The 23603-nt window shown below is 72.8% G+C and carries 4 protein-coding genes (1 of these 4 cut by a window edge); 2 read left to right on the top strand and 2 right to left on the bottom strand.

From position 1 onward, the window contains the following. Nucleotides 1-88: 88 nt before the first annotated feature. Nucleotides 89-12559 (bottom strand): non-ribosomal peptide synthetase/type I polyketide synthase, encoded by a 12471-nt coding sequence (locus ULB03_RS01665; protein WP_322481586.1) that lies wholly within the window; start codon nt 12557-12559, stop codon nt 89-91. Between the two features lie 36 nt (nt 12560-12595). Beyond that, nucleotides 12596-16459 (bottom strand): non-ribosomal peptide synthetase, encoded by a 3864-nt coding sequence (locus ULB03_RS01660; RefSeq protein ID WP_322481585.1) that lies wholly within the window; start codon nt 16457-16459, stop codon nt 12596-12598. Between the two features lie 461 nt (nt 16460-16920). On the opposite strand from ULB03_RS01660, the gene ULB03_RS01655 reads away from it, so the two are divergent. Together ULB03_RS01655 and ULB03_RS01650 are read left to right on the top strand one after the other, a co-directional pair. Continuing rightward, nucleotides 16921-21735 carry a polyketide synthase gene (locus ULB03_RS01655; RefSeq protein ID WP_322481584.1) on the top strand — a complete coding sequence of 1605 codons (4815 nt, stop codon included), beginning with the start codon at nt 16921-16923 and terminating at the stop codon, nt 21733-21735. Next, on the top strand, nt 21732-23603 hold the start of the coding sequence (locus tag ULB03_RS01650) for a non-ribosomal peptide synthetase (RefSeq protein ID WP_322481583.1). It continues 7656 nt past the right edge of the window; the window shows 1872 of its 9528 coding nt (coding positions 1-1872); it begins with the start codon at nt 21732-21734; its stop codon lies off the right edge, out of view. The genes ULB03_RS01655 and ULB03_RS01650 overlap by 4 nt, the downstream gene beginning before the upstream one ends.

The raw sequence follows: 23603 nt of genomic DNA, 5'->3' as shown, positions 1-23603 counted from the left end.
AGCTTCTGTGCCGTCGTGCGATGCACGCTTCAGATGGGTCCATCTGAAGCGATCGCACTCTAGGGGTAGACCGGGTCGGCCGGTGTTTTCAGCCCGCGTCCGTCTTCCCCGTCGCCATGCCCTCCGCCATCCCTTCCGCCATCGCCAACTCCCGGCGCAGGATGTCGGCCAACGCCTGGACATGAAGGGCGGTCAGGCAGGTGAAGTGGTCGCCGGGCACCGCATGCAGGGCGACGGGCAAGGTGGAGAACCGTTCCCAGCCCCAGGCCGGGGTGAGGCGGATTTCCGGCAGGCTGACACCGGGTGGCAGGGGGGCGCGGGCCTGGTACAGGGTCATCGGCACGGCGATGGGGGCATGGTTGGGGTCATAGTGGCCACCGAAGCGGCCGGCCGCCTGATAGACACCGAACAGGCCGCGGATGGGGCCGGGGTCGGATCCGGGTTTCACCAGGCCGAATTCCTCCATCCGCCGTTGCAGGAAAGCGAGCTTGCCCTTGAGGTCCAGCGCCGCTACATGACGCCGCTCCGCCGCATCGGGGGCCACGCGCCGGCCAACATAATGGCCGAAGATGCTGAGCACGGTGTAGAGCACCTGGCTGTCATCCGGTTGGGGCAGGCGGGCATAGGGCGGGGCGGCGCTGTCGAACAGGGCCAGGTGGGCCACCCGCTCGCCCGCCTGGGTCAGGCGCCACGCCATCTCGAACGCCACCTTGCCCCCCAGCGAGTGGCCGCCCAGCAGGTAGGGGCCCTCCGGCTGCACGGCCTTGACGCAGCGGATGTAGTGGTCGGCCATCGCTTCGACCGAGTGGTGCGGCTCCCGCTGGCCGTCCAGACCCAGACATTGCAGGCCATAGAACGGGCGGTCGTCCCCCAGGGCCGACGCCAGGGGCAACAGCTGCGAAACGTTGCCCCCCATGCCCGGCAGGCAGAAGAAGGGCAGCCCCGTTCCCCGGGCCTGCACCGGCACCAGGCAGTACCGGACGTCAGGGTCGAGCGCGTCACCGGTCGTGAGGGTGGCCCCGGCACCACCGCTGGCGGCATCGACCGGCAGGGAACGGGCGATGCGGGCGATGGTGGGCTCGTCCAGGAACTCCGCCAGGGTCAGGCACCGCCCCCATCGCTCCCGCAGGCGGGCGATCAGTTGTGTGCCCAGCAGGGAATGGCCGCCCAGATCGAAGAAGTTGTCCTCCACCCCCGGGCGCTTGATCCCCAGAAGGTCTTCCCACAAGTCTGCCAGCGCCTGTTCCGTCGCTGTGCGCGGCGGCCCGCCCGCCCCGGTGCGGCCCGTGGCTGGGGCGCCGGCCTTCGACCCCGCCGGGTCGGCCAGCGTCGCCAGCGACCGGTCCTTGGCCACGACCAGCACCGGCTGGCCGCACACGATGGCCCGGTCGAAGACCTGGCACCCTTCCGCCGTGCTCAGGCCGGCCAGGGTGGGGGTCCCCCGTCCTTGGCGGCGGGCATGGTTCACCGCCATGCCGACCTCGGCCCAGGTGTCCCAGGCGACGGCGGTGACAGGGCGCCCCGCCGCGCGGGCCCGCCGGGCCGCGGCCTCCAGGTAGGTGTTGGCCGCGGCGTAGTCGCCTTGGCCCAGGCCGCCGACCCAGGCCGCCAGCGAGCCGCACAGCAGGATGAAATCGGGGCCATCGCCCGACACGGCGTCGATCAAGGCGTCCGTGCCCGCCACCTTGGGCGCCAACACCGTGCGCCATGCGGCCTCGGTGGTGGTCTCGACCAGGCCGCTGGCCTCGCGGCCGGCGGCGTGGATCACGCCCGCCACGGTGCCGAACCGATGCCGAACCGCCGCCACCGCGGCGCGTACCGCCGCCGCGTCCCCCATGTCGGCGGCGAACACCGCCACCTCCGCACCCAAGGCGCGGATGCTGGCCAGTGCCGGTTCGTCGTGTGGGCTTCGCGCGATCAGCGCCAGCTTGGCGCCCGGGGCGGACCGGGCGATGTGGTGGGCAAGGGCGAGCCCCATGCCGCCCAGGCCGCCGGTGATGAGGTAGACGCCGCCGGCGCGCCAAGTCGGGCCGCCAGCGTCCTCGCCGGGGCCCAGCGGCTCCAGATCCAGGGTCAGGCGTCGCCCTTGGCGCAGGGCCACCGTGGTGCCGCCGGGCGGGGCCGGATCCGGTGGGGGCGCCGCCAACTCGCGGGCCAACGCCGCCGGGTCCGTCTCGGCGTCCAGATCGATCTGGCGACAACGGAGCGCCGGGAATTCCCATCCCAGGGCGCGGGACAGGCCCACGGCTCCCGCAGCGGCAGGGGCGGCGGCCTCGCCGGGAAGGCCCGCCGCCTGGCGGGTCAGCAGGGTCAGGACGGTGGGGGTGTGGATGGCGGGGCCGAAGGCCCGCCCCAACGCCAGCAGGGAGGCGAAGCCGTCCGCCACCATCCCGTCCGCCACCGTTCCGCCTGTGAGCGTCCAGGCGTGGATCATCTGGCCCGGCACGCCGCCCTCCGCCCGCAGGGCGTCCAACAGCGCGGCATGGTCGGCGGCGTCATCGGGGCGCAGGCGGTAGCGGTCGTCCGCCACGCGCTCGAAGTGGGGGCCGGCCTCGACCATGACGCTGCCGGGGGGCGCCACGATGGGTAGGTCGCCGAACACCAGCCAGCGCGGGGCCGCAAGCGCGGGACCGATCGCGGGGGCCGGGCGCGTGACCGGGACCTGGCACCAATCCCCCGGTGTCCGGGCGCCGGCCGGGGTCGGCATGGCGGCGCGCAGGGTGAACCGCTCGATGGTCGCCACGTGGCGCAACCCCTCCGTACCATCCGTCCGGGGCGCGTACAGGTCCACGTCATAGGCGTCCGGGCCCACGCGGCGGGCGTGGCTGAGCAGCCGGCGGGGCAGGGGCTGGTATAGCTGAACCCGGCCATAGTGGAAGGGAACCAGCGCCCGGGTATCGCCCCGGTCCAGGCGGGTGGCCAGGGACAGGAAGGCCGTCGCCATGTCGGCGAGCGCCGGGTGCAGCGCCAGGCCGGTGTCCTGGTCCTGTTGGCCCAGCCAGGCCCAGCCCGCGTCCGTCCCGTCGCGCCAGACCCGCTCGAAGCATCGCCACGCCGGGCCATAGGCGGCCAGCGCCTGGACCAGGGGCGCCACGGGCACATCTTGGCCCTGCGGCTCGGGAATGGGGGAGGATGGCGGCGGGCCGGCGGCTGGTTCGGCCAGACCCAGGGCGTGGGGCCGCCAGTCCTCGTCCCCGGCCGTCCGGCTTTCCAGGACGAAGTCCCGGACCGGCCCCGTCCCGGTCAACACCAGGCGGAGCTGCGGCGCCTCCTCCGGGTCCAGCACCAGCGGCGCCGGGAAATAGACCTCGCTCAGCGTTGGCAAGGGCTCACCGGTCACCGCCGCGACGGCGGCCCGCGCCAATTCCAGGCAACCGGTGCCGGGCAGGGTGGGGCGGCCATCGAACAGCCGGTGGCCGTCCACCATCCAATGATCCGCCGACAGGCCCAGGGTGACGATGATGCGGTCGGCCCCATCCCGGCGCCAATACCGCACCAGCGGCGGCTGTGGCGCCCCTGGCCGGTCGATCCAGTGGCGCTCGCGCTGGAAGGGATAGGTTGGTAGCGGGACGCGGCGGCGGGTGGTCCGCCCCGTGGCGTCCCGGTGCCGGGCGCGCCAGTCCAGGTCGGCCCCCCGGCGCCAAAGCTGGGCCAGGGCCTGGGCGTAGGTGTCGGCGTCGCTCGCCGTTTCCCGGGCATGGGGCAGGCAGGGGATCACGTCCCGATCCGCCAGCAAGGTGGTCAGCGCCCGGCCCGGTCCCACCTCCACCAGGATCGGGTCACCTTCGGCCGTCAGGGTGGCCAGGCCGTCGGCGAACCGCACCGGCTGGCGCAGATGCCGGGCCCAATAGGTGGAATCGGCCGCGTCGGTGGCGTTGAACCAGGTTCCCGTCAGGTTGGAAACGAAAGGAATGGTCAGGCGGCCGGCCGGCGGATGGCCCGCGAGCAGCAACCCGTCGGCCGCGCTCGCCATCAGGACGCTATGGAAGGCGTGGGAGGTCTGCAGCCGCCGATGGGGCCGCCCATCCGCCACGCACGCCGCTTCCACGGCCGAGATGGCGTCGTGCGATCCGGCCAGCACCCGATGGTTGGGGCTGTTTTCCGCCGCGATCTCCACCCCCAGGGCCAGGTAGGGAATGATGGCCTGGGCCGGGCCCTCCACCGCCAGCATGGCGCCCGGGGGCTGCGCCTGCATCAGCGCGCCGCGCCGCGCCACCAGCGCCAGCGCGTCCTCCAGCGAGAACAGGCCGGACAGGCAGGCGGCGACATATTCCCCGAGACTATGGCCCATCAGGGCACTGGGGCGGACGCCGGCGGCCATCAGCGACTGGGCCAAGGCGTATTCTATGGCGAACAGCGCCGGCTGGGCGTAACGGGTTTGCGTCAGGCGCTCAACCGTCGCGGCCCGGTCGCCCTCCGCCGGCGGATGGACCAGCTCGCGCAGGTCCATGGCCAGCGGGCCGGCCAGAATGTCGGCGCAGCGGTCGAAGGTGGCGCGGAAGACAGGGTCGGCGGCGTGGAGTTCCCGCGCCATGTCCACATGCTGGCTGCCCTGGCCCGGGAAAAGGAACACCACCGGACGGCCCACCCGCTTTTCCACCGTCGCCGAGGTCACGGCGTCCGCCAACCCGGCGGCGGCCTCGGCGGCGCTGTGGGCCACGACCGTGGCGCGGTGGCTCAGGCGGGCTCGGCCCACCTGCAAGGTGTAGGCGGCGTCGGCCAACTGTTCCGGGTGCCGGCGCAGGTGCTCCGCCAGCCGCCGGGCCAGGGTGGCCAGGGCCTGGGGGGTGCGGGCCGACAGGGGCAGGATGATGGCCGGCCCCGCCGCTTGCGCGTCAGGGGTTGGGGCGGACGTGTCGGGCGCGGCCTCCAGCACCACATGGGCGTTCGTGCCACCCACGCCGAAGGAGCTGACGCCCGCCCGGCGCTGGACGCCCGCCGGCCAGGATAGGGCCGAGGCGGCGACGGTGAAGGGACCGGCGGCGAAATCGATCTCCGGATTGGGCCGGTCATAGCCCAGCGTCGGGGGGATGATCCCCTGTTCCAGCGCCAGCACCGTCTTCACCAGACCCGCGACACCTGCCGCCGTGTCCAGGTGGCCGATGTTGCCCTTGACCGCGCCGAGAACGCAGGGATGGACGCGCGTTCCCGTCGCGTCGCCAAGGGCCTGGGCCAAGGCCCGCACCTCCACCGGATCGCCCAGCCGCGTGCCGGTACCGTGCGCCTCGACATAACCGATGGCGCTGGCGTCCACGCCCGCCGCCGCCAGCGCCTGGCGGATCACCCGTGCTTGCCCGGTCACGCTGGGGGCGGTGTAGCTCACCTTGTCCGTGCCGTCGTTGTTCACGGCGGATCCCCGGATGACGGCATGGATCGTGTCCCCGTCCGCCAGCGCCGCCGCCAAGGGCTTCAACAGCACGACGGCCAGGCCGCTGCCGCTGGTGGTGCCGTCGGCGGCGGCGTCGAACGGACGGCATCGTCCGCCGGCCGACAGGATCCCGCCGTCGGCGCTGACATAGCCAACCCGTTCAGCGTCGATGGAAACGCCGCCGGCCAAGGCCATGGCGCATTCCCCCCGCCGCAGGCTTTCGCAGGCCATGTGCACGGCGACGAGGGAGGAGGAGCAGGCGGTTTCCACCGTCAGGGCCGGGCCGCGCAGGTCCAGCTTGTAGGCGACACGGGTGGCCAGGAAATCCTTGTCGTTGCCCAACACCCACTGCTCGGGACGCAAGCGCAACTCCCCCCGGCGCGGGTGGACGTTGTCCAGCAGGTAGTGGCTGATGCCGCACGCGGCGAAGACGCCGATCTGGCGATCCGGTCCGGCGGTATCGCCATAGCCGCCATCCTCCAGCGCGGTCCAGGCGCATTCCAGGAACAGGCGCTGCTGCGGGTCCATCACCTGCGCTTCCTTGGGGGAAAAGCCAAAGAAACCGCTGTCGAAACGATCTATGTTTTCCAGAGGCAGCGCGGTGCGGACCAGGCCCGGGTGGGCCAGGGTCTCCGCCTCGGCGCCCCGGGCCCGCAGTTCCGCCTCGGTGAAATGGGTGGTGACGTCGATGCCTTCGCGCAGGTTGCGCCAGAATGCGGCCACGTCCCCGGCCCCGGGGAAGCGGCCGGCCAGGCCGATCACGGCGATCGCGGCGGCGTCCGTCATGGGAGCGGCCGCGGGGGTGGGCGCCGCAGGCGCGGTGCCGTCCTCCGGGGTGCCCCGCAGCGCGCGCGCCTGGGCACGGATGGTGGGATGCTGCAACAGGTCGGCCAGCGCCAAGCGCGGGCCGAAGCGCGCCGCCAGCCGCTGGTACAGCACCGCCAGGCGCAGGGAATGGCCCCCGGCGTCGAAGAAGGCTTCGTCCGGTCCCACGTCCGCCCGGTCAAGCACCTCACGCCAGATGGCGGTGACGATGGCCAGGGTGCCGTCACCGACCGGGGCGCCAGCCGGGGTGGGAAGGGCGGGCTGGCCCGACGGCGCGTGGTCCGATGGCGGGGGCAGGGCACGATGGTCGATCTTGCCCGCCGTCGTCTTGGGCAGGGCGTCCAAGAGGACGATCCGGTCCGGCACCAGCGCCGGCGGCAGGGCCTGCCGGGCGGCCGCCAGCAAGCGCTGGGACGTTCCGTCGGCGACGACGTAGGCCACCAGCTGACGCTGGCCCTCATGATCGGTGGGGGCCAGGGCCGCGGCCTCACGCACCCCCGGCAGGCGGGCCAAGGCGACCGCCACTTCATCCAGCTCGATGCGGAAGCCCCGCACCTTCACTTGCCGGTCGGCGCGGCCCAGGAATTCGATGCTGCCATCGGGCCGACGGCGGACGCGGTCGCCCGTGCGGTACAGGCGACCGCCCGGTCGGTTGCGGTCGGCCACGAAAGCGGCCGCGGTGCGGTCGGGCAGGTTCAGGTAGCCATCGGCCAGGCCGGCCCCGCCCACGCACAGTTCACCCGCCAGGCCCACCGGCATCAGGTTGCCGGTTGCGTCCAACACGTCCAGCGTGGCGTTTTCCAACGGGCGCAATACCAGGCGCCCCCGCTCCGCCCAATAGTCGGTGACGGAGGCGCAGACCGCCGTTTCCGTTGGGCCGTAGCCGTTGAGGAAGCGGCGGCCGGTGGCCCAGCGCTGGGCCAGGGCCGGCGGGCAAGCCTCCCCCGCCACCATGATGACCTGCAGGTCCGGCAGGTCATCCTCCGGCACCAGCCGCAGGGCGGACGGCGTGATCAGCAGATGGCTGATGCGGTTTCGCGCCAAGGTCCGCGCCAGGGGCGGGCCCGGCAGCAGGTCGGCGCGGTCGGCGAAGACTACGGTGCCGCCCCCGGCCAGGGTGGGAAAGACTTCACACCCGACACCGTCGAAGACGGGGGAGAAGAACTGCAGCAGCCGGGCGCCCGGGGCCAAGGCCATATGCCGGACAAAGGCCAGGACCGTGTTGCGGATGGCGCCGTGGCTGACGGCCACGCCCTTCGGCCGGCCGGTGGAGCCGGAGGTGTAGAGGATGTAGGCGCGGTCGCCCGGCTGGTGTTCGCGGGTCTGGTGCTCGCCGGCCGGGGCTGTGTCCGGATCCGCCGACGTGTCATCCACCAGGTCGTCCACAACCACCAGCGGCAGGCACAGCGCCGCCGCCGCCGTCGCCAGGTCGGCGCGGGTGACCACCGCCGACAAGCCCGCGTCGGCCACGACATGGCGGCTCCAACCGTCCGCCGGCGCCTCCGGGTCCAGGGGCACATAGGCGGCGCCGGCTTTCAGGATGCCCAGCATGCCCGCGACCAGATGGGGGTGGCGTCCGATGTACAGGCCGACGGTGTCGCCGCGTCCCACCCCCCGCGCGCGCAAGGCCATGGCCAGTCGTCCGGCCAAGCGGTCCAGGGCCCGATAGCTCCAGCGGCGGCCACCTTGCTCCAGGGCGACGGCGTCCGGCGTGCGCCGGGCCTGGGTGGCGATGACCCCGTCCAGGGTCGGCGCCGGGTGAGGCCAGGGGGTGGCGGTGTCGTTCCAATCGACCAGGGCCTGCCGGCGTTCCGCCGCTGTCAGCAGCGGCAGATCGACCACCCGACGGGAGTCATCCCCCTCCACCAGGCCGGCCAGCAGGACCAGCAGGTGATCGCGCAGGCGGGCGATGGTGGCGTCGTCGAACAGGTCCGTGCGATAGGCCAGGCTGGCGGTGCGCGCTTCCGGTCCCCCCAGCGCCAGCACCAGATCCAGCTTGGCGTGGGCCAGGGCCACGGGCACGGGCGTCATCGCCAGGTCGCCCAAGGCGGCGGGCGCCTCCACCCCATCCTGCCAGACCAGGCCCACCTGGAAATAAGGGTGTTGCCCCGGCCGACGCTCCGGGTTCAGCCGCTCCACCAGCAGGTCGAAGGGCACGTCCTGGTGATCGAAGCCATCCAGGCAGGTTTGCCGCGCCCGCGCGGCCAGGCTGGCGACGGTGTCGTCCTCCCCGATGGTCAGGCGCAGGGGCAACATGTTGACGAAGAAGCCGATCAGGGGCTCGGCGTCGCGGTGGCGCCGGCCGGCCACCGGGCAGCCCACCATGATGTCGTCCTGGCCGGTATAGCGCCACAGCACCAGCACGAAGGCGGCGTACAGCGCCATGAACGGGGTGCAGCGCCAAGCCAGGGCCCGTTGGCGCAGGCCTTGGGCCAGGGCCGGCGGCAGGGTGAAGTCCAGCGTGGCGCCGGCGTCCGATGCGGGGGTGGGCGCGCCGGGCCGGACGGGCAAGGCCAGGGGGGCTGGTGGATCGGCCAACTGGCGGCGCCAATAGGCCAGGTGGGCGTGTTCCATTTCCACCAGGCGGCTGCGCTGCCAGGCGGCGTAGTCGGCGTACTGGGCTGGCAGGGGCGGCAAGGCTGGGGTCCGGCGGTGGCGGCGGGCCTCGTAGCAGGCGGCCAGCTCCCGCCAGAACAAGCCGGACGACCAGCCATCCGATGCGATGTGGTGCGTGGTCACGCACAGCACGTGGTCATCGGCCGCCACGGTCAGCAGCAGGGCGCGCAGGGGCGCCTCCTGTGCCAGGTCGAACACCAGGGACGCCTGCTCCGCCAGCAAGGCTGGCAGCGTATCCTCCGTGGCTGGGCGCTGGACCAGGTCCACGGGGCCGGGCGGGACGATCGCCACCGTGGGTTCCTCCACCCGATGGCCATCGGCGGTGGTGATGCTCTCCACCGTCGCACTGAAGCGGCTGCGCAGGGTCTCATGCCGCGCTGCCACGTCCGCCAGGGCCAGGACCAAGGCGCTCGTGTCCAGGGGCCCGCGCAGGCGCTGGGCGTCCGGGATGTTGTAGGCGGCGGTCATGCCGCCCAGCCGCTGGATCAGCCATAGCCGGCGCTGGGCATGCGACAGGCGCCGCCGCTCATCCGCCGGCGCCGGGGGCAGGGTGGCGGCGTCCATCCGTCCCGATGGACCCGGTTCCCGCGTGGCGGCGGCCACCCGCTGGGCCAGGTCGGCCACGGTCGGCCCGGCGAACAAGTCCGACAGCGGCAGCGCCACCCCGAAATGATCGCGCAGGCGGGACATCAGGCGGGCGCCCAGCAGGGAATGGCCGCCCAGGGCGAAGAAATCATCGTGTACGCCCACCGCGGGCACCCGCAGCAGCTCCACCCACAGGGCCGCCACCTGACGCTCCGTCTCGTCACGGGGCGCCACCTGGACGCCGCTGCCGCTGATCGGCGTCGGGAGAGGCAAGGCCTTGCGATTGATCTTGCCGCTGCTGGTCAGCGGAAACACGTCCATGGCCATCAGGTGGCTGGGCACCATGTGTGCCGGCAGGCGCTGGCGCAGGTAGGCGCGCACCGCATCCAACGGCGCCTCCCCCCGGACATACGCCGCCAGTTCCGCCTCGCCCCCAGGCGTGGGGTGGGCCAGGACCGCGCATTCGCGCACGCCCGGATGTTCCGACAGCACGGACTCGACCTCGCCCGGCTCGATCCGGAACCCCCGGATCTTCACCTGGTTGTCCAACCGCCCCAGGAATTCGATCACGCCATCGGCCGACTGCCGGCAAAGGTCGCCTGTCCGGTAATAGCGCCCGGGGCCAAGCCCCGCCACCAGCCGGCCCTGGCCGTCGAAGCCGCCAGTCAGGAAGCGGCTGGCGGTCAGGTCGGGCCGGTTCAGATAGCCGTCGGCCACGGCCGGTCCGCCGATGACCAATTCCCCCGGAACGCCCAGGGGCACCAGGCACAGGTCGGGGTCCAGCACGTGCAGTTGGGCGCTGGGAATGGGCCGGCCGATCGGCATCGCGCGCTCGTCCCCGTCCCCGTCCCCGTTTTCCAGGGCCTCCAGCGCGATCAGGGCGCTGTCGATCGTGGCCTCGGTCACGCCGTAGGAGCCGTAGACGCGGGCGTCCGCCGCGCACAGGGCCTGGGCCCGGCGATATTCGTGCACGAACCAGATGTCCGACCCGCAAACCAGGGTCTTCAGGCCGTCCAGGCGCTGTCCCGCCGCCTCCAGGTAGGACAGCAACTCGCGCAACACCACGGGCACGAATTCGGCGAAGCGCACCTTTTCCGCCAGCATCAGGCGATGCAGGCTGGGCGGGTCCAGCAGGGTGTCTCGGGGCACCATCACCAGCCGCCCGCCGGATCCCAAGGTGCGGGCGACATCGCCGATGAACACGTCGAACGTGACGTTGGCCATCTGCAAGGTGGCCAAGTCGGGGTCGGCCAGATCATAGACCTGGGCCCAGGCCTGGCAGGCTGCGGCCAGGGCGCCATGCGTCACCCGTACGCCCTTGGGCCGCCCGGTCGACCCCGAGGTGTACAGCACGTACGCCAGGTCCCCTGCCCCCCAATTCACTATCTGGGGCGCCCCCGCCCAATCAGTCCCATCCTCGATCAGCAGCACGGGCGCGGCTGGGCTGGATGGCCGGCGGGTGGCCGTGGTGAGGATGACGGTGGGGGTGGCGTCGGCCAGCACGTCGGGCGCCCGGGCATCGTCCGGCGACACCGGAAGGAAGGCGGCGCCCGCCCGGTGGATCGCTAGCAGCGCCACCACCACGTCAGGACCATAATCCAGCATCACCGCCACCGGCCGGCCGGGAACGGCCCCGGCCGTGGTCAGCCGTGCCGCCAGGGCCTCCACCCGTGTCGCCAGCTCGCCATAGCGGATTTGGCGGTCGCCGTGAACGATGGCCACGGCCGTCGCTCGGCGGGCGGCGGCGGCCTGGAACAGGTGGGGGAAGGGGGGCCAGGGCGGTGGCGCCATCGGATCCGCCGGCTGGGCCAGGGCCAGCAGCGTCGCCACCTCGTCCGCCGGCATCAGGGGCAACTGGGCGATGGGCGTTTCCGGCGCCGCCACGGCGGCGGCCAGCAGGGTGGTGTAGTGGCGGACCAGCTGCTCGGCGGTGGCGGTGGTGAACAGGTCGGTGCTGTATTCCACCGCCCCCAGGATGTGGCCGCCCGTGTCCTTCAGGCTCAGCGTCAGGTCGTATTTGGAGGTGCCGGAGTTCAGGGGGCTGGCCTCCACCTCCAGCCCGCTCATGGTCAAGGTGCCGAAACTGTCGGCCAGCGCGTCGAACATCACCTGGAACAGGGGGGTGTGGCCGGGATCGCGGCGGGGCCGCAACCGCTCCACCAGGCCGTCGAACGGCACGTCGGCGTTGTCCAGGGCGTCGAGCAGCTCCGCCCGCACCCGCCGCACCATCTCCGCGAAGGTGGGGGCGCCGCCCAGGTCCAGGCGCAGGGGCACGACATTGACGAAGAAGCCGACCAGGCCCTCGGCCTCCGGCGTGGTCCGCCGGGCCATGGGCGCGCCCACCACCAGGTCGGCCTGCCGGGTGTAGCGCGCCAGCACCAGGGCGAAGGCGGCCAGGCCGGTCATGAACAAGGTGGCGCCCAATTGGCGGCCCAGGGCCCGCAGGGCGGCGGCGGCCGTTGTCGGCACGGTGAAGGACACGCGGTCGCCGACGAAGCTTTGGATCCGGGGGCGGGGGTGGTCGGTGGGCAGGGGGATCAGGGCCGGGGCATCGGCCAGCCGGTGGGCCCAGTGGTCGTATTGTTCCTCCAGGAAGGGAATGCCTTCCGCGGCCTCCCGCGCCAGATGGTCGGCGAAACGGAACTGGATGGGCGGCAGGGCCGGGGCAAGCCCCGCGACCAGGGCATCGTAGGCCCGCCCCAGATCGCGCAGCAACACCGCCACCGACCAGTCATCGATGATGATGTGGTGGCAGTTGAGCAGCAGGACGTGCGCCTCCGGTCCGCGGGTCACCAGCGTGGCGCGGAACAGCGGCCCGTGCTCCAGGTTGAAAGGCCGGGCAGCCTCCGCGGCCGCCAACCTGTCGAACGCCGCCTCGTCGGCTACCGTCGCGCGGGCCAGGGCGAAGGGCTCCTCCACCAGGTCGATGACCGGTTCGCCATCCACGGCGGGGAAGCGGAAACGCAAGGCGTCGTGGCGCTGGATCATGAGGGCCAGCGCCCGCTCCAGCGCGGCGACATCCAGCCGCCCCCGCAGATGCAGGGCAACCGGCACGTTGTAGGTCCGGCCCTGGTCCTCGAACTGGCTGACGAACCACAACCGCCGCTGGGCGGCCGAGGGCGGTGGCAGCCGGGGGGCCAGATCGCGGGCCAAGGCGTCATCCATGGCAGGCCATCCCCGTGGAGCGGCGCGGGGCCGGGATCATGCGGGCCGGCGGGCGTCGATGGCGGTGGCCAGGGCCCGTACCGTCGGCCCCTCGAACAGCAGGCTCAGGGGCAGGCGGCGTCCCACCTCCCGCGACAGGCGCGACATGATGCGCATGGCGGCCAGTGAATGCCCCCCCAGGGCGAAGAAGTCGTCCTCCGGCGCCACCGCCGCCAGGCCCAGTATTTCCCGCCATACCCGGGCCACCATCGGTTCCAGGCTGGATGGCGCGGTCTCGGGCGTGCCGCCGTCCGGTGTCACCTCGTCCGCCAGCCGGTTCAGGCGGCGCTTGTCCAGCTTGCCCGTGGTTTGCAGCGGCAGCGCCTCCACGAACAGGAACCGTGCCGGCACCATGTAATCCGGCAGGGTGGTGCGCAGGGCGGCGCGCAGGGACGCCTCCGTCAGGTTCGCGCCGGCCTGGGGCACGACGAAGCCCACCAGGCGCTTGTCGCGCGGGGTGCGATGGGCGATGACCGTGGCGTCCCGCACGCCATCCAGCCGCCGCAGCACCGCCTCCACCTCGCCAGGCTCTACCCGGAAGCCCCGGATTTTCACCTGGTCGTCGGTGCGGCCCTGGAAATCCAGGGTGCCGTTCTCGGCCCAGACGCCGACGTCGCCGCTGCGGAACAGGGTGTCGCCGGGAATGAACGGGTTGGGGATGAAGCGTTCCGCCGTCAGGGTTGGCCGGTCGATGTACGCGCCGGAAACCCTGCGGCCACCGATGGCGATCTCCCCCGGCACGCCCGGCGGCACCAACCGGCCCCGGCGGTCCAGCAGGTAGACGTTGGTGTGGGCGATGGGGCGGCCGATGGACACGCGGTCGCCCAGGGGCGCGTCCCGCGTGATTTCGTGACAGGTGGTGAAGGTCGTGGCCTCGGTGGGACCATAGGCCACCATCAGGCGGCAGGCGCCCGGTGCCGCGAACAGGGCCCGTACGCTGTCCGTTGGCACGATGTCACCGCCCGTCATGGCCCAGCGCGTGGCCGCGACGATGGCGGGATGGGCCTCCACCAGTTCCTTGAACAAGGCGGTGGTCATCCACAGGATGCTGACCTTCTCCGCCGCCACCAATTCCGCCAGTTCGTCCAGGCCGGTCCGTACCGGCGGCAGCAGGAGGGACGCGCCGTTCAACAGCGCGGCCCACATTTCGAAGGTCGACGCGTCGAAGGACAGCGGCGCGAACGCCATCAGGCGGTCACTGGGCGCGACGGTAAGATAGTCGGTGTCGCACACCAGGCTGACGACGGCCTCATGGGTGCTGTGGACCCCCTTGGGCGTCCCTGTGGAGCCCGATGTGAACATGATGTAGGCGCGATCTGCGGCGCCCCGCATGGGGGAGGGGGCGGTGTCCACCGCGCCGTCCGTCCGGGCGGGCGGCGCTTCCGCCAGCAACGGGTCGATAACCACCACCGGGAGGTCCAGCCCGGCGGTGATGGCATCGGGCGCGTCGGTCAGGACCAGGCGGGCCCGGCTTTCCACCAGGATCAGGCGCTGGCGCTCCGCCGGGAACTCGGTCTCGAACGGCACATAGGCGGCACCGGCCTTCAGAATCCCCAGCAAGGCGGCGATCAGCGCTGGGCCCCGGCTGGCGGCGATGCCCACGGTGTCGCCCGGCGCCACCCCCCGCGACCGCAGGCCGGCCGCGATCCGCGCCGCCGCCTGGTCCAGGGCGCCGTAGCTGACGGTCGCGGGCTCCCGGACGCCACCGTGGCGCAAGGCCACGGCGTCGGGCTGCCGCGCGGCCCAGTATTCGAACTGGCCGTGGACCGTCCGGTTGGGAAAGGCCGGCGTGGCGCCGGTGGACCAGGCCAGGACCCGGTCCCGTTCCGCCGGATCCATGCTGGGGACGTCGGCAAGGGGTGCCTCCGGCTGGGCGGCGGCGGCGGCCAGCACCCGCGCCAGGCTGGCGCCCAGGCGGGCCACCTGTGCTTCCGTCAACAGGCCGTCGTCATAGTCCAGGATCAGGTGGTCCCCCGCCACGCGCAGTTCCAGCGCGGTCGACGGGGGGCCACCGGCGCCCATGACCAGCGCGGTCTGGAACAGGCCGCTGTCGCGCCCATCCGCCACCGCGTCGGCCAGGGTGGCCAGGGGCAGGTCGCCATGCGCCAACGCCGACGCCGCGGTTGAGGCGGCTTGGGCCTTCAACGCGGTCCAGGACTGCTCCTCGTCCACCCGCAACCGCAGGGGCAAGGGTTCCGCCCGACCCTCGGGCCGGTAACCGAACAGCACGTCGTCGCTGCCGGTGTGGCGGGCCAGGACCAGGGCGTAGGCCGCCAGCAGGTCCGGCGCATGCGGCGTCAGGGGCAGGGACTGACTGAGCCGGGCCCGGTGCCCACTGGCGCGGGCTGTGCGGTACGCCGGTCCGGCCAGCCTGGCATCCCCCAGGTCGGCCAGCGCCCGGCGCCAATAGGCCAGGTCGACGTCCCGTCCACTGGCCGCGGAGGAAGCACCGGCGCGCAGCCCGGCCAGATCGAGATGCGGGGCGGCGGCCCAGCGCGCCGCCGTCGCCAGGAAATCCTCGAAGAACGCCTGGATGTCGGCGGCGGGCGCCAGGTCATGGGCGTATTCGGCCAGGACGCGGCCGCCCCGTCGGGGATTGGCCTCGTCATCGAAGACGACGATGACGTTGAGGTCGAATTTGGCGGATCCGTTGGACACGCCCTCGGTCACCTCCACGGTCAGCCCGTGGAAGTCCAGATCGCGCGTCATGGAGTTGTGGAAGCTGAAACTGGTCTGGATGTAGGGCAGGGCATTGGCCGCCCGTGCCGGCTGCAGGTCTTCCACCATGGTGGAGACGGGGATGCGGCCATTGAGGAAGGCGCCGCGCACTTCCTCCCGGGTGGCGGCCAACAGGTCGTCAAGGCTGCCGCCGCCGTGCAGGCGCAGGGGCAGCATGTTGACCAGCATGCCAATCACCGTCTGCGTTTCCGGCTGGTCGCGGTTGGCGATGGCGGTGCCGATGATGACCCGGTCCAGGCCCCGCCGCTCCCGCACCAGGGCGCCGAAGATGGTCAGCATCAGTTCGAACAGGGTGGTCCGGGTGGCGGTGGCCAGGTCCGCCAGGGCCCCCAAGGTGGCGCCGGGAATGGGGAAGGATTGCGACGCGCCAGAGAAGGTCAGGGCCTGGCGCCGCTCGGCCACGCCGGCCACCAGGCTGTGGCCGTAGGCCGGCCAGCCCGCCAGGCGGTCACGCCAGAAGGCCCGCTGGCCTTGTCCCTCCGCCGATTCCAACCACGCCCCCTCCCACCGGCAGTAATCGGCGAATTGGGTGACCTCGCCCAAGGTGGCGTCCAGATCGCCGCCGGGCGCGGTGTCCGTCCCGCCGGCGCGTACCCGTGCGCTGTACAGCGCCGCCAGCTCCCGCATGAACAGCCGGTAGGACCAGCCGTCATGGACCAGATGATGCTCGATATGCAGCAGCAGGTGACGGTCGGGCGCCTGGCGGACCAGGAGCCAGCGCACCAGGGGCAGCCGGCCCACATCGATCCGCTTGCGGATTTCCGTCTCGATCAGCAATTCCGCGTAGCTGTCGCGCATGCCGCCCGGCACGCCCGCCAGATCCACCACGGGAAGTTCCGGCAGCCAGGGCGCCTGTACCACCTGATAGGGCGCGTCCTCACCCTCCAGGAAGACGGTGCGCAGGATTTCATGGCGGATGATCAGATCGGCGAGGGCCCCGGTCAGCGCTGCCGTGTCCAGCGGCCCGGTGATGGAGAATCGCGCCTGGAAGTTGTAGGCCACGGTATCGGGCACCAGCCGTTCCAGGAACCAGGCCTGTTGCTGCGCGCTGGACAGGCGCACGCCCTGCGGATGGGCGGCGGCCGACGGGGCTGGCGGCGCTGCGATATCGTCCGCGTACATACTGGCAACTCCCTTGTTCGCGGCGGATTCCCGGGCGGCGGCATCCCCTGGGCGGTGTTATCCCTTGGAGGCACGGCCTAGTGGCAGTGGGATCCAGATGCTTCAATCCATAATAGTGCGGTGATATACCATGCAACTCGAGCGGGCTGGCTGAGCCTTGGGCGCCGCCGCTCTGTATCAGGGGATTGGGCGTTTCCACGCGGACGTTGGTGACCGTTATCCGCGATTTGATCTTGCACCAAACGCTCACAACTGCAACCCTGAATAACACTCGTAACAAAATTTGCACTTCCATCGTGTCTCCCGGATGTGCTTTACGCTGCGTTGTCAACGAGGCTGTGCGTGGTGAGGGACGGCTGACGGGACACGATGCGTGTCTATTGGGGGGTTGTGGTGGCGTCCAAGGGTAAGGGGTCAGCGGCGGGTTCCCACCCCCCTCCCGATTGGGAGGATGGGGGACGTTGCCGCCTGACCTGGGGGCGACCGCCTTGCCAGCACTGGTGGCTGCCGTGGCCGCCCGCCACCCCGAGGTGCCGGCCGTCATGGTCGGCCCCACCTCCCTCAGCTACGGGGTCCTGGAGCAGCAGGTGGCGGCCTGGGCCGCGCATTTGGGCAGCCTGGGGGTGGCGGGTCGGCCCGTTGGGCTATGCGCCGCCGCCAGCCCGGCGGTGGTGGTCGGCTTCCTGGCGGTGATGCGCGCGGGCGGCGTGCTGGTGCCGCTGGATCCGGCGCTGCCGGCGGATCGGCTGGCGCTTCTGGCCAGTGGCGTGGCGTGCCGCCTGGTGCTGACGGATGCGAGCGCGCCGGCCGCCCTGGCCACCGCTGCCGACCTGGTGCGGCTGGACCAGGGGCCGCCGATCCCTGCCGGGGGGGACGTGCCGGCCTCGCCCACCCGTGCCCTTGATCCGGCGGCGACCGCCTGCCTGTACCACACCTCCGGGTCCACCGGCCGGCCCAAGCCCGTGGCCCTGGCCCACGGCACGCTCAGCCGGCGTGTCCGCTCCATGGCCGCCTGGTTCGGGCTGGATGGGGACGAGGTGGTGTGCGGCGCTTCCAGTATCGGCTTCGATCCGTTCCTGCAGCAGCTGTTCTTCGCGTTGACCACCGGCGGCACGCTGTGGCTGCCGGATCGCGCCACCCTACTGGATCCGGGGGCTTTCTGGACGCAGGTGGCGGAGCGGGGCGTCACCCATTTGAACCTCGTGCCCTCCCAGTTGGATGCGCTGTTGGCGCGGCCACCCCTGTCGCCGCCACCCACGCTACGTCGTGTGGTGTTGGGCGGCGAGCGCTTGCTGCCCCGGCATGTGGAGCGCATCCGCGCGCTGCTGGGGCCGGTGCCGGTTTACAACATGTACGGGCCGACAGAGGCCACGGTGGACGCCACCGGCCACCGCGTCGCGGGTGACGAGGCGGAAATCCCTATCGGCCGCCCCTTGCCCGGTTGCCGCGTCCGCATCCTGGATCAGGTGCTGGCCCGCGTGGCGGTGGGGGTGGAGGGGGAGTTGTGCATCGGCGGCGCCGGCCTGGCTGAAGGCTATTGGGGCCTGGATGCCGCAACCGCCCAGTCTTTCATCGCCGATCCCCACGGCGCGCCGGGTGACCGGCTGTACCGGACGGGGGATCGGGCCCGTTGGACGGCGGATGGCACCCTGCTGTTCGGCGGGCGCCAGGACGATCAGGTGAAGATCCGGGGACAGCGTATCGAGCTGGGTGAGGTCGAGGCCGCCGTGCGGGCGCTGGACGGGGTCACCGCCGCGGCCGTGGTGCCTTGGGCCGACGCCCCAGGGGGCATGGCGTTGGTGGCTTATGTGGCCGGCGTGGTCGATCCCGTGGCCGCGCGCATCGTTCTGGCCCACCAGTTGCCGGCGGCGGCCGTGCCCTTGCGCATCATCCCCGTGGCCACCCTGCCGCTGACCACCTCCGGCAAGGTGGACCGGCGCGCCCTGCCACCACCGGACGCGGACCCGGCGTCCTCCCCCGCGTCCTCCAGTCCGATGCCCAGCGCCGCCCACCTGCAGGACGCCATCGCCGGGGTTTGGGCCGGCCTGCTGGGCCGGCCGGTGGATCCGGCGGCCAACCTGTTCGAGATGGGGGCCCATTCCCTGTTGGTGCCCCCGGCCCTGGCCGGCATCGAGGCCGCCACGGGTCGGCTCCTGACGCCGGTGGACCTGTTCCGCTTCCCCAGCGTCATGGCCCTGGCGCGCCACCTGTCGGGCGACGCGCCCTCCCCGGATGCCGACAGCGTCTGGTCTGGCCCGCGCCCACGGGGTGGCGACCCCTCCGGCGCCGGTCAGGCCATCGCCGTCGTGGGGTGGGCGTTCCGCTTTCCCGGGGCGGACGATGCCGTCACCTTCTGGGACAACCTGCTGGCCGGCCGCGACGCCGTGCGCCATTTCAACCGCGCCGACCTGCAGGCTGCGGGGGCGCCGGCGGTATTGGCCGACCATCCCGACCTGGTGGCGGCCAACGCCGCCGTCGACGGCCTGGATCTGTTCGATCCGGTGCCGTTCGGCTATGGCCCGGGTGAGGCGGCGGAGATCGACCCGCAGCAGCGGCTGTTGCTGGGCCTGGCCTGGCACGCGCTGGAGGAGGCGGGGTGCGATCCCGCCCGCGATGGCCCCGTTGGCGTCTATGCCGGCGTGGGCTTCAACGCCTATCTGCTGGACAACTTGCGGGGGCGCGCCGGGTTCGCCGGGGGCGCCGACCGGTATTCCGTGGTGGTGGGGGCCGACAAGGACTTCGCCGCCACCCGCCTGGCCTACAAGCTGGACCTGACGGGTCCCGCCGCGACGGTGAACAGCGCCTGTTCCACCGCCCTGTCGGTGACGGCGGCGGCGGTGGACGCCCTGCGCCTGGGTCGCTGCCGGGTGGCGCTGGCCGGGGCGGCGTCGCTGGGCATGTTCTCACCCTGGGGCTACATCCATGCCGAAGGCGGCATCGCCTCGGCCACGGGATGCTGCAGGCCGTTCGACGCCGCCGCCGATGGCACCGTGGGCGGGGCGGGTGGAGCCGTGCTGGTGCTGAAGCGCCTGGGGGACGCCCTGGCCGATGGCGACCTGATCCATGGCGTCATCCGGGGGGTGGGCGTCGCCAACGATGGCGCGGCGAAGGCCGCGTTCGCCGCCCCCTCGGTCCAGGGGCAGGCGGCCGCCATCCGCGCCGCCCTGGCCGACGCGGGGGTCGAGCCGACCCAGGTGGGTTTTGTCGAGGGACACGGGACGGCCACGGCCCTGGGTGACCCGATCGAGGTGGCGGCTTTGAACCTGGCCTACGCCGGGGTGCCGGCCGGCGCTATCCCGCTGGGGTCGGTCAAGGGCAATGTCGGGCACCTGGATGCCGCCGCCGGCATGGCCGGCCTGGTCAAGGCGCTGCTGGCCGTGCGCCACGGCGTCGTGCCGCCCACCGCCCATTTCAGCACCGCCAATCCCCGCATCCCCTTCGCCGAGGGGCCGTTCCGCGTGAACGCCAAGGCGGAGTCATGGCCGGTGGCGGGGGAGCGCCTGGCCGGCGTCAGTTGCTTCGGCATGGGGGGGACCAACATCCACCTGGTGGTGGCGGCTCCGCCTGATGCCGCTCCGCTCGATATCCCCCGGACCGATACGCCGCACCTGTTGACGCTGTCTGCGGCCACCCCCGGGGCCTTGGCCCGCCTGGCGGCGGCCGTGGCCGACCAACTGGACCAGCCGGACGCGCCCCCCCTGCCGTCGGTAGCGGCCACCCTGGCGCGGCGCCGGCCGCTGCGGCTGCGTCGTGCCGTCGTGGCCGCGTCCCCCGCCGAGGCGGCGGCGGCCTTGCGGGTCGTTGATCCCGCGTCCGACGCCGGCGTGGCGCCAGCGGCCACTGGGGCGGAGGTCGCCTTCCTGTTTCCGGGCCAGGGCGCGCAGCACCCGGGCATGGGGCGCGACCTCTATCGCTCCTCGCCCGCCGCCGGCGCCGTCTTGGCGGAAGCGGACTCCATCCTGCGCGGCACGCCAGTGGCGGCCCTGGCGGATCTGTTGATGGCCGACCCCGGCGACGCGGACGCCGCCCGCGCCCTGGCGGAGACGGCGATGACCCAGCCGGCCCTGTTCGTCACCGAATACGCCATCGCCCAGGCCTTGATGGCGGAGGGGGTGCGACCGGGGGCGTTGATGGGTCACAGCGTGGGTGAGTATGTGGCGGCCTGCCTGGCCGGCGTCATGCCCTTCGCGGACGCCCTGCGCCTCGTGGTCGCGCGGGGCCGCCTGATGGGCGCCGCGGCGCGGGGCGCCATGCTGGCCGTCTCCCTGCCGGAGGCGGTGGCGGCGCCCCTGGTGGCCGAGGTCGGTGCCGACCTGGCGGCGGTGAACAGCCCCAACCAGTGCGTGGCGGCGGGAACAGAGGCCCAAATGGCCACCCTGGCCGATCGGGTCGCGGCGCTGGGCAAGACGGCGCGGCGCCTGACCGTTTCCCACGCCTTCCATTCCGCCTTGATGGATCCGGTGCTGCCCGATTTCGCCGACGCGGTGGCGCGCCTGGCGCTGGCGCCGCCCCGCATCCCCATCATCTCCAACCTCAGCGGCGATTGGCTGGCGCCCGCCGACGCCATCGATCCGGCCTATTGGGTGCGGCATCTGCGCGGCACGGTGCGTTTCGCGGCCGGCATCGCCCGCTTGGCGGAGGCGCCCCGGCGCCTGTTGGTGGAGGTGGGGCCCGGCGTCGGCTTGGGCCGCATGGCCCGCGCCGGCGGCGTCGCCGCCCCGCGTATCATCGCCACGCAGCCCGAGGCCAGCCAGGCCGGGGCCGAGGATGGCCGGGCCTCCCTGCTGGCGGCCGTCGGGCGGCTGTGGACGGCGGGCGCACCCGTGGCGCGGACGCCAGCCGGACCGCGCGCGCGCCTGCCCCTTTATCCCTTCGACGTTCAGCGACTGTGGATCGAGCCGGCGGCCGATGGCGCCACATCGGCCCCGATCCCCGGCGCGGCCGCGGGCGCCCTGTCGCGGGGCCCGTTGACGGCATCGGCCGCCTATCCGGTCGCCAGCCCGCACCCGGCCCCGGCGGCGGGCGGCGCCGTCGAAGACGTCGTCGCGGCCGTGTGGCGGGACGTCCTGGGCATGGCCGCCATCGGACCGGACGACGATTTCCTGGCGCTGGGTGGGGATTCGCTGATCGCCGTGCGCGTGGCCGCCCGCCTGCGGGAGCGCCTGGGGTGTGAGGTGTCGACGGAGGCGGTGTTCCGCGGCGCCACGGTGGCCGGTTTGGCTCGGTTGTTGGAGGCGGTCCGCCCGGTCGGCCTTCGGGAGGAGGGGTTTCTGTGACGGACGCGACCGCCCTGTTGGCTGAACTGGCCGCGCTGGACATCCATTTGCGGGTGGAGGGCGGACGCCTGCGTTACGACGCGCCGGCCGGAGTGTTCAGCGACGCCTTGAAGGAGCGGGTGCGGTCGGCCCGATCGGCGTTGATGGGCCATTTGGCGGGTCCTGCGCCCTTGTCGTCCGGACAGGAGCGCATGTGGTTCCTGAACCGGCTGGAGGCGGGGGCCGGGGCCTACACCGAGCATCTGGCGTTGGATCTGCGCGGGCCGCTGGATCTGGCCGCCTTGACCGCCGCCGTCGACGCCATCGTGGCCCGGCATGTCCCCCTGCGCACCCTGTTCCGGGACGGTCCGTCCGGCGCGACGCAGGTGCCGTCCGCCCAGGCGCCGGCTCTGGAGGTGGTGCCGATCGCGGCCGGTGACCTGGCGGATCGCCTGGCGGCGTTGGCTCATCGCCCCTTCGACCTGGCGACCGAGGCGCCGGCGCGTTTCACGCTGCTGCGGATGGCGGAGGATCACCATGTCCTATCCGTCGCCGCCCACCATGCCGCCTGGGATGGCTGGTCCAATGGCGTCTTCCTGGCGGAACTGGCCGAACTTTACACCGCTCGGCGACAGGGGCGGCCGCCGTCGCTGCCGGACATCACCGTCGACATCCCGACCTTGGCGCGGGCGGAGCGTGAGCGCCTGGGCACCGCCGCCGCCCAGGCGGCCGTCGACCGTCTGGCCCAGGCGTGCCAGGGCTTCCCGACGGTGCTGTCCCTGCCCACCGACCGCCCCCGCGGCGCCGTCGCCGATGGTCAGGGGAACGCCCTGCCGGTGCGTGTGTCCGCACCGGTGCTGGCGGCGCTGGACCTGGCCGGACGCCAGGTGTCAGCCACCTCCTACATGGTCCTGCTGGCCGCCTGGGCCCTGACGCTGGCGCGGCTGACGGGGCAGCGCCGTCTGCTGGTGGGGGCGCCCGTGGCCGGTCGCGACAGCGCGGCGGCGGAAGCGCTCATCGGCTATCTGTCCAACACCGTCGTTTTTCCCATCGACCTGGAGGGGGCGGCCGATTTCGCCACGCTGGTGGGGCGGGTGCGCCAGGCGGTCCTGGCCGGACTGGACGCCCAGTCGGTGCCGTTCGAGGCCTTGGTGGAGGCGTTGGCCCCGCCCCGGTCGGCCGCCACCACGCCCCTGGTGCAGACCGTTTTCGCCCTGCAGCCGGCCCCGGTGATGGCTCCGGCGCTGGCCGGGCTGGAGGTTTCCGTCCTGCCTGACGGCAACGTCGCGGCGCGGTACGAGCTGATGCTGAACCTGCTGCCCACCGCCGACGGTGGCCTTGAGGGCTCGCTGATCCACGCCACCGCGCTGTTGGACCGGGCGACCGTCGCCGGATGGCGGGATCAGTTCCTGGCGACGCTGGCGGACGTGCCCGCCATCTGGAACCAGCCGCTGGATTTCGCCCCCGGGGCGGCGGCTGGCCCGGATCGGATGTCGCCGCCCGGTCCCGCGCTCCCGGCTGGGGCGGTGGCCGATTTCGCCACCGGGACGGAGCGGCGCCTGGCGGCGGTCTGGGCGGAGTTCCTGCAGGCCGCCCACATCGGCCGGGACGACGACTTCTTCCTGCTGGGCGGGCACAGCCTGCTGTTGATGCGCATGGTCCACCGCGTGGCGGAGATGGGCCTGGGCCGACTGAGCCTGGCCGACGCCCTGGCCAATACCCGGCTGTCCGCCATGGCGGCGGTGCTGGACGGCCGGACAGTGGCCGCGCCTTCCCCGCCCGAGGCGCCGCACGCCATTGCCGAGGAGGCGCTGGCGTCGCCCGCGCAGGAGGGACTGTGGCTGGCCCGGCGGGATGACCCCGATGCCGCCAACTGGATGGTGCCCTGC

It is taken from the genome of Nitrospirillum goiasense (assembly GCF_034427435.1).
Taxonomy (GTDB): domain Bacteria; phylum Pseudomonadota; class Alphaproteobacteria; order Azospirillales; family Azospirillaceae; genus Nitrospirillum.
Note: the sequence above shows the minus strand (reverse complement) of the source record. Positions and strands in the feature narration are given on the sequence as shown.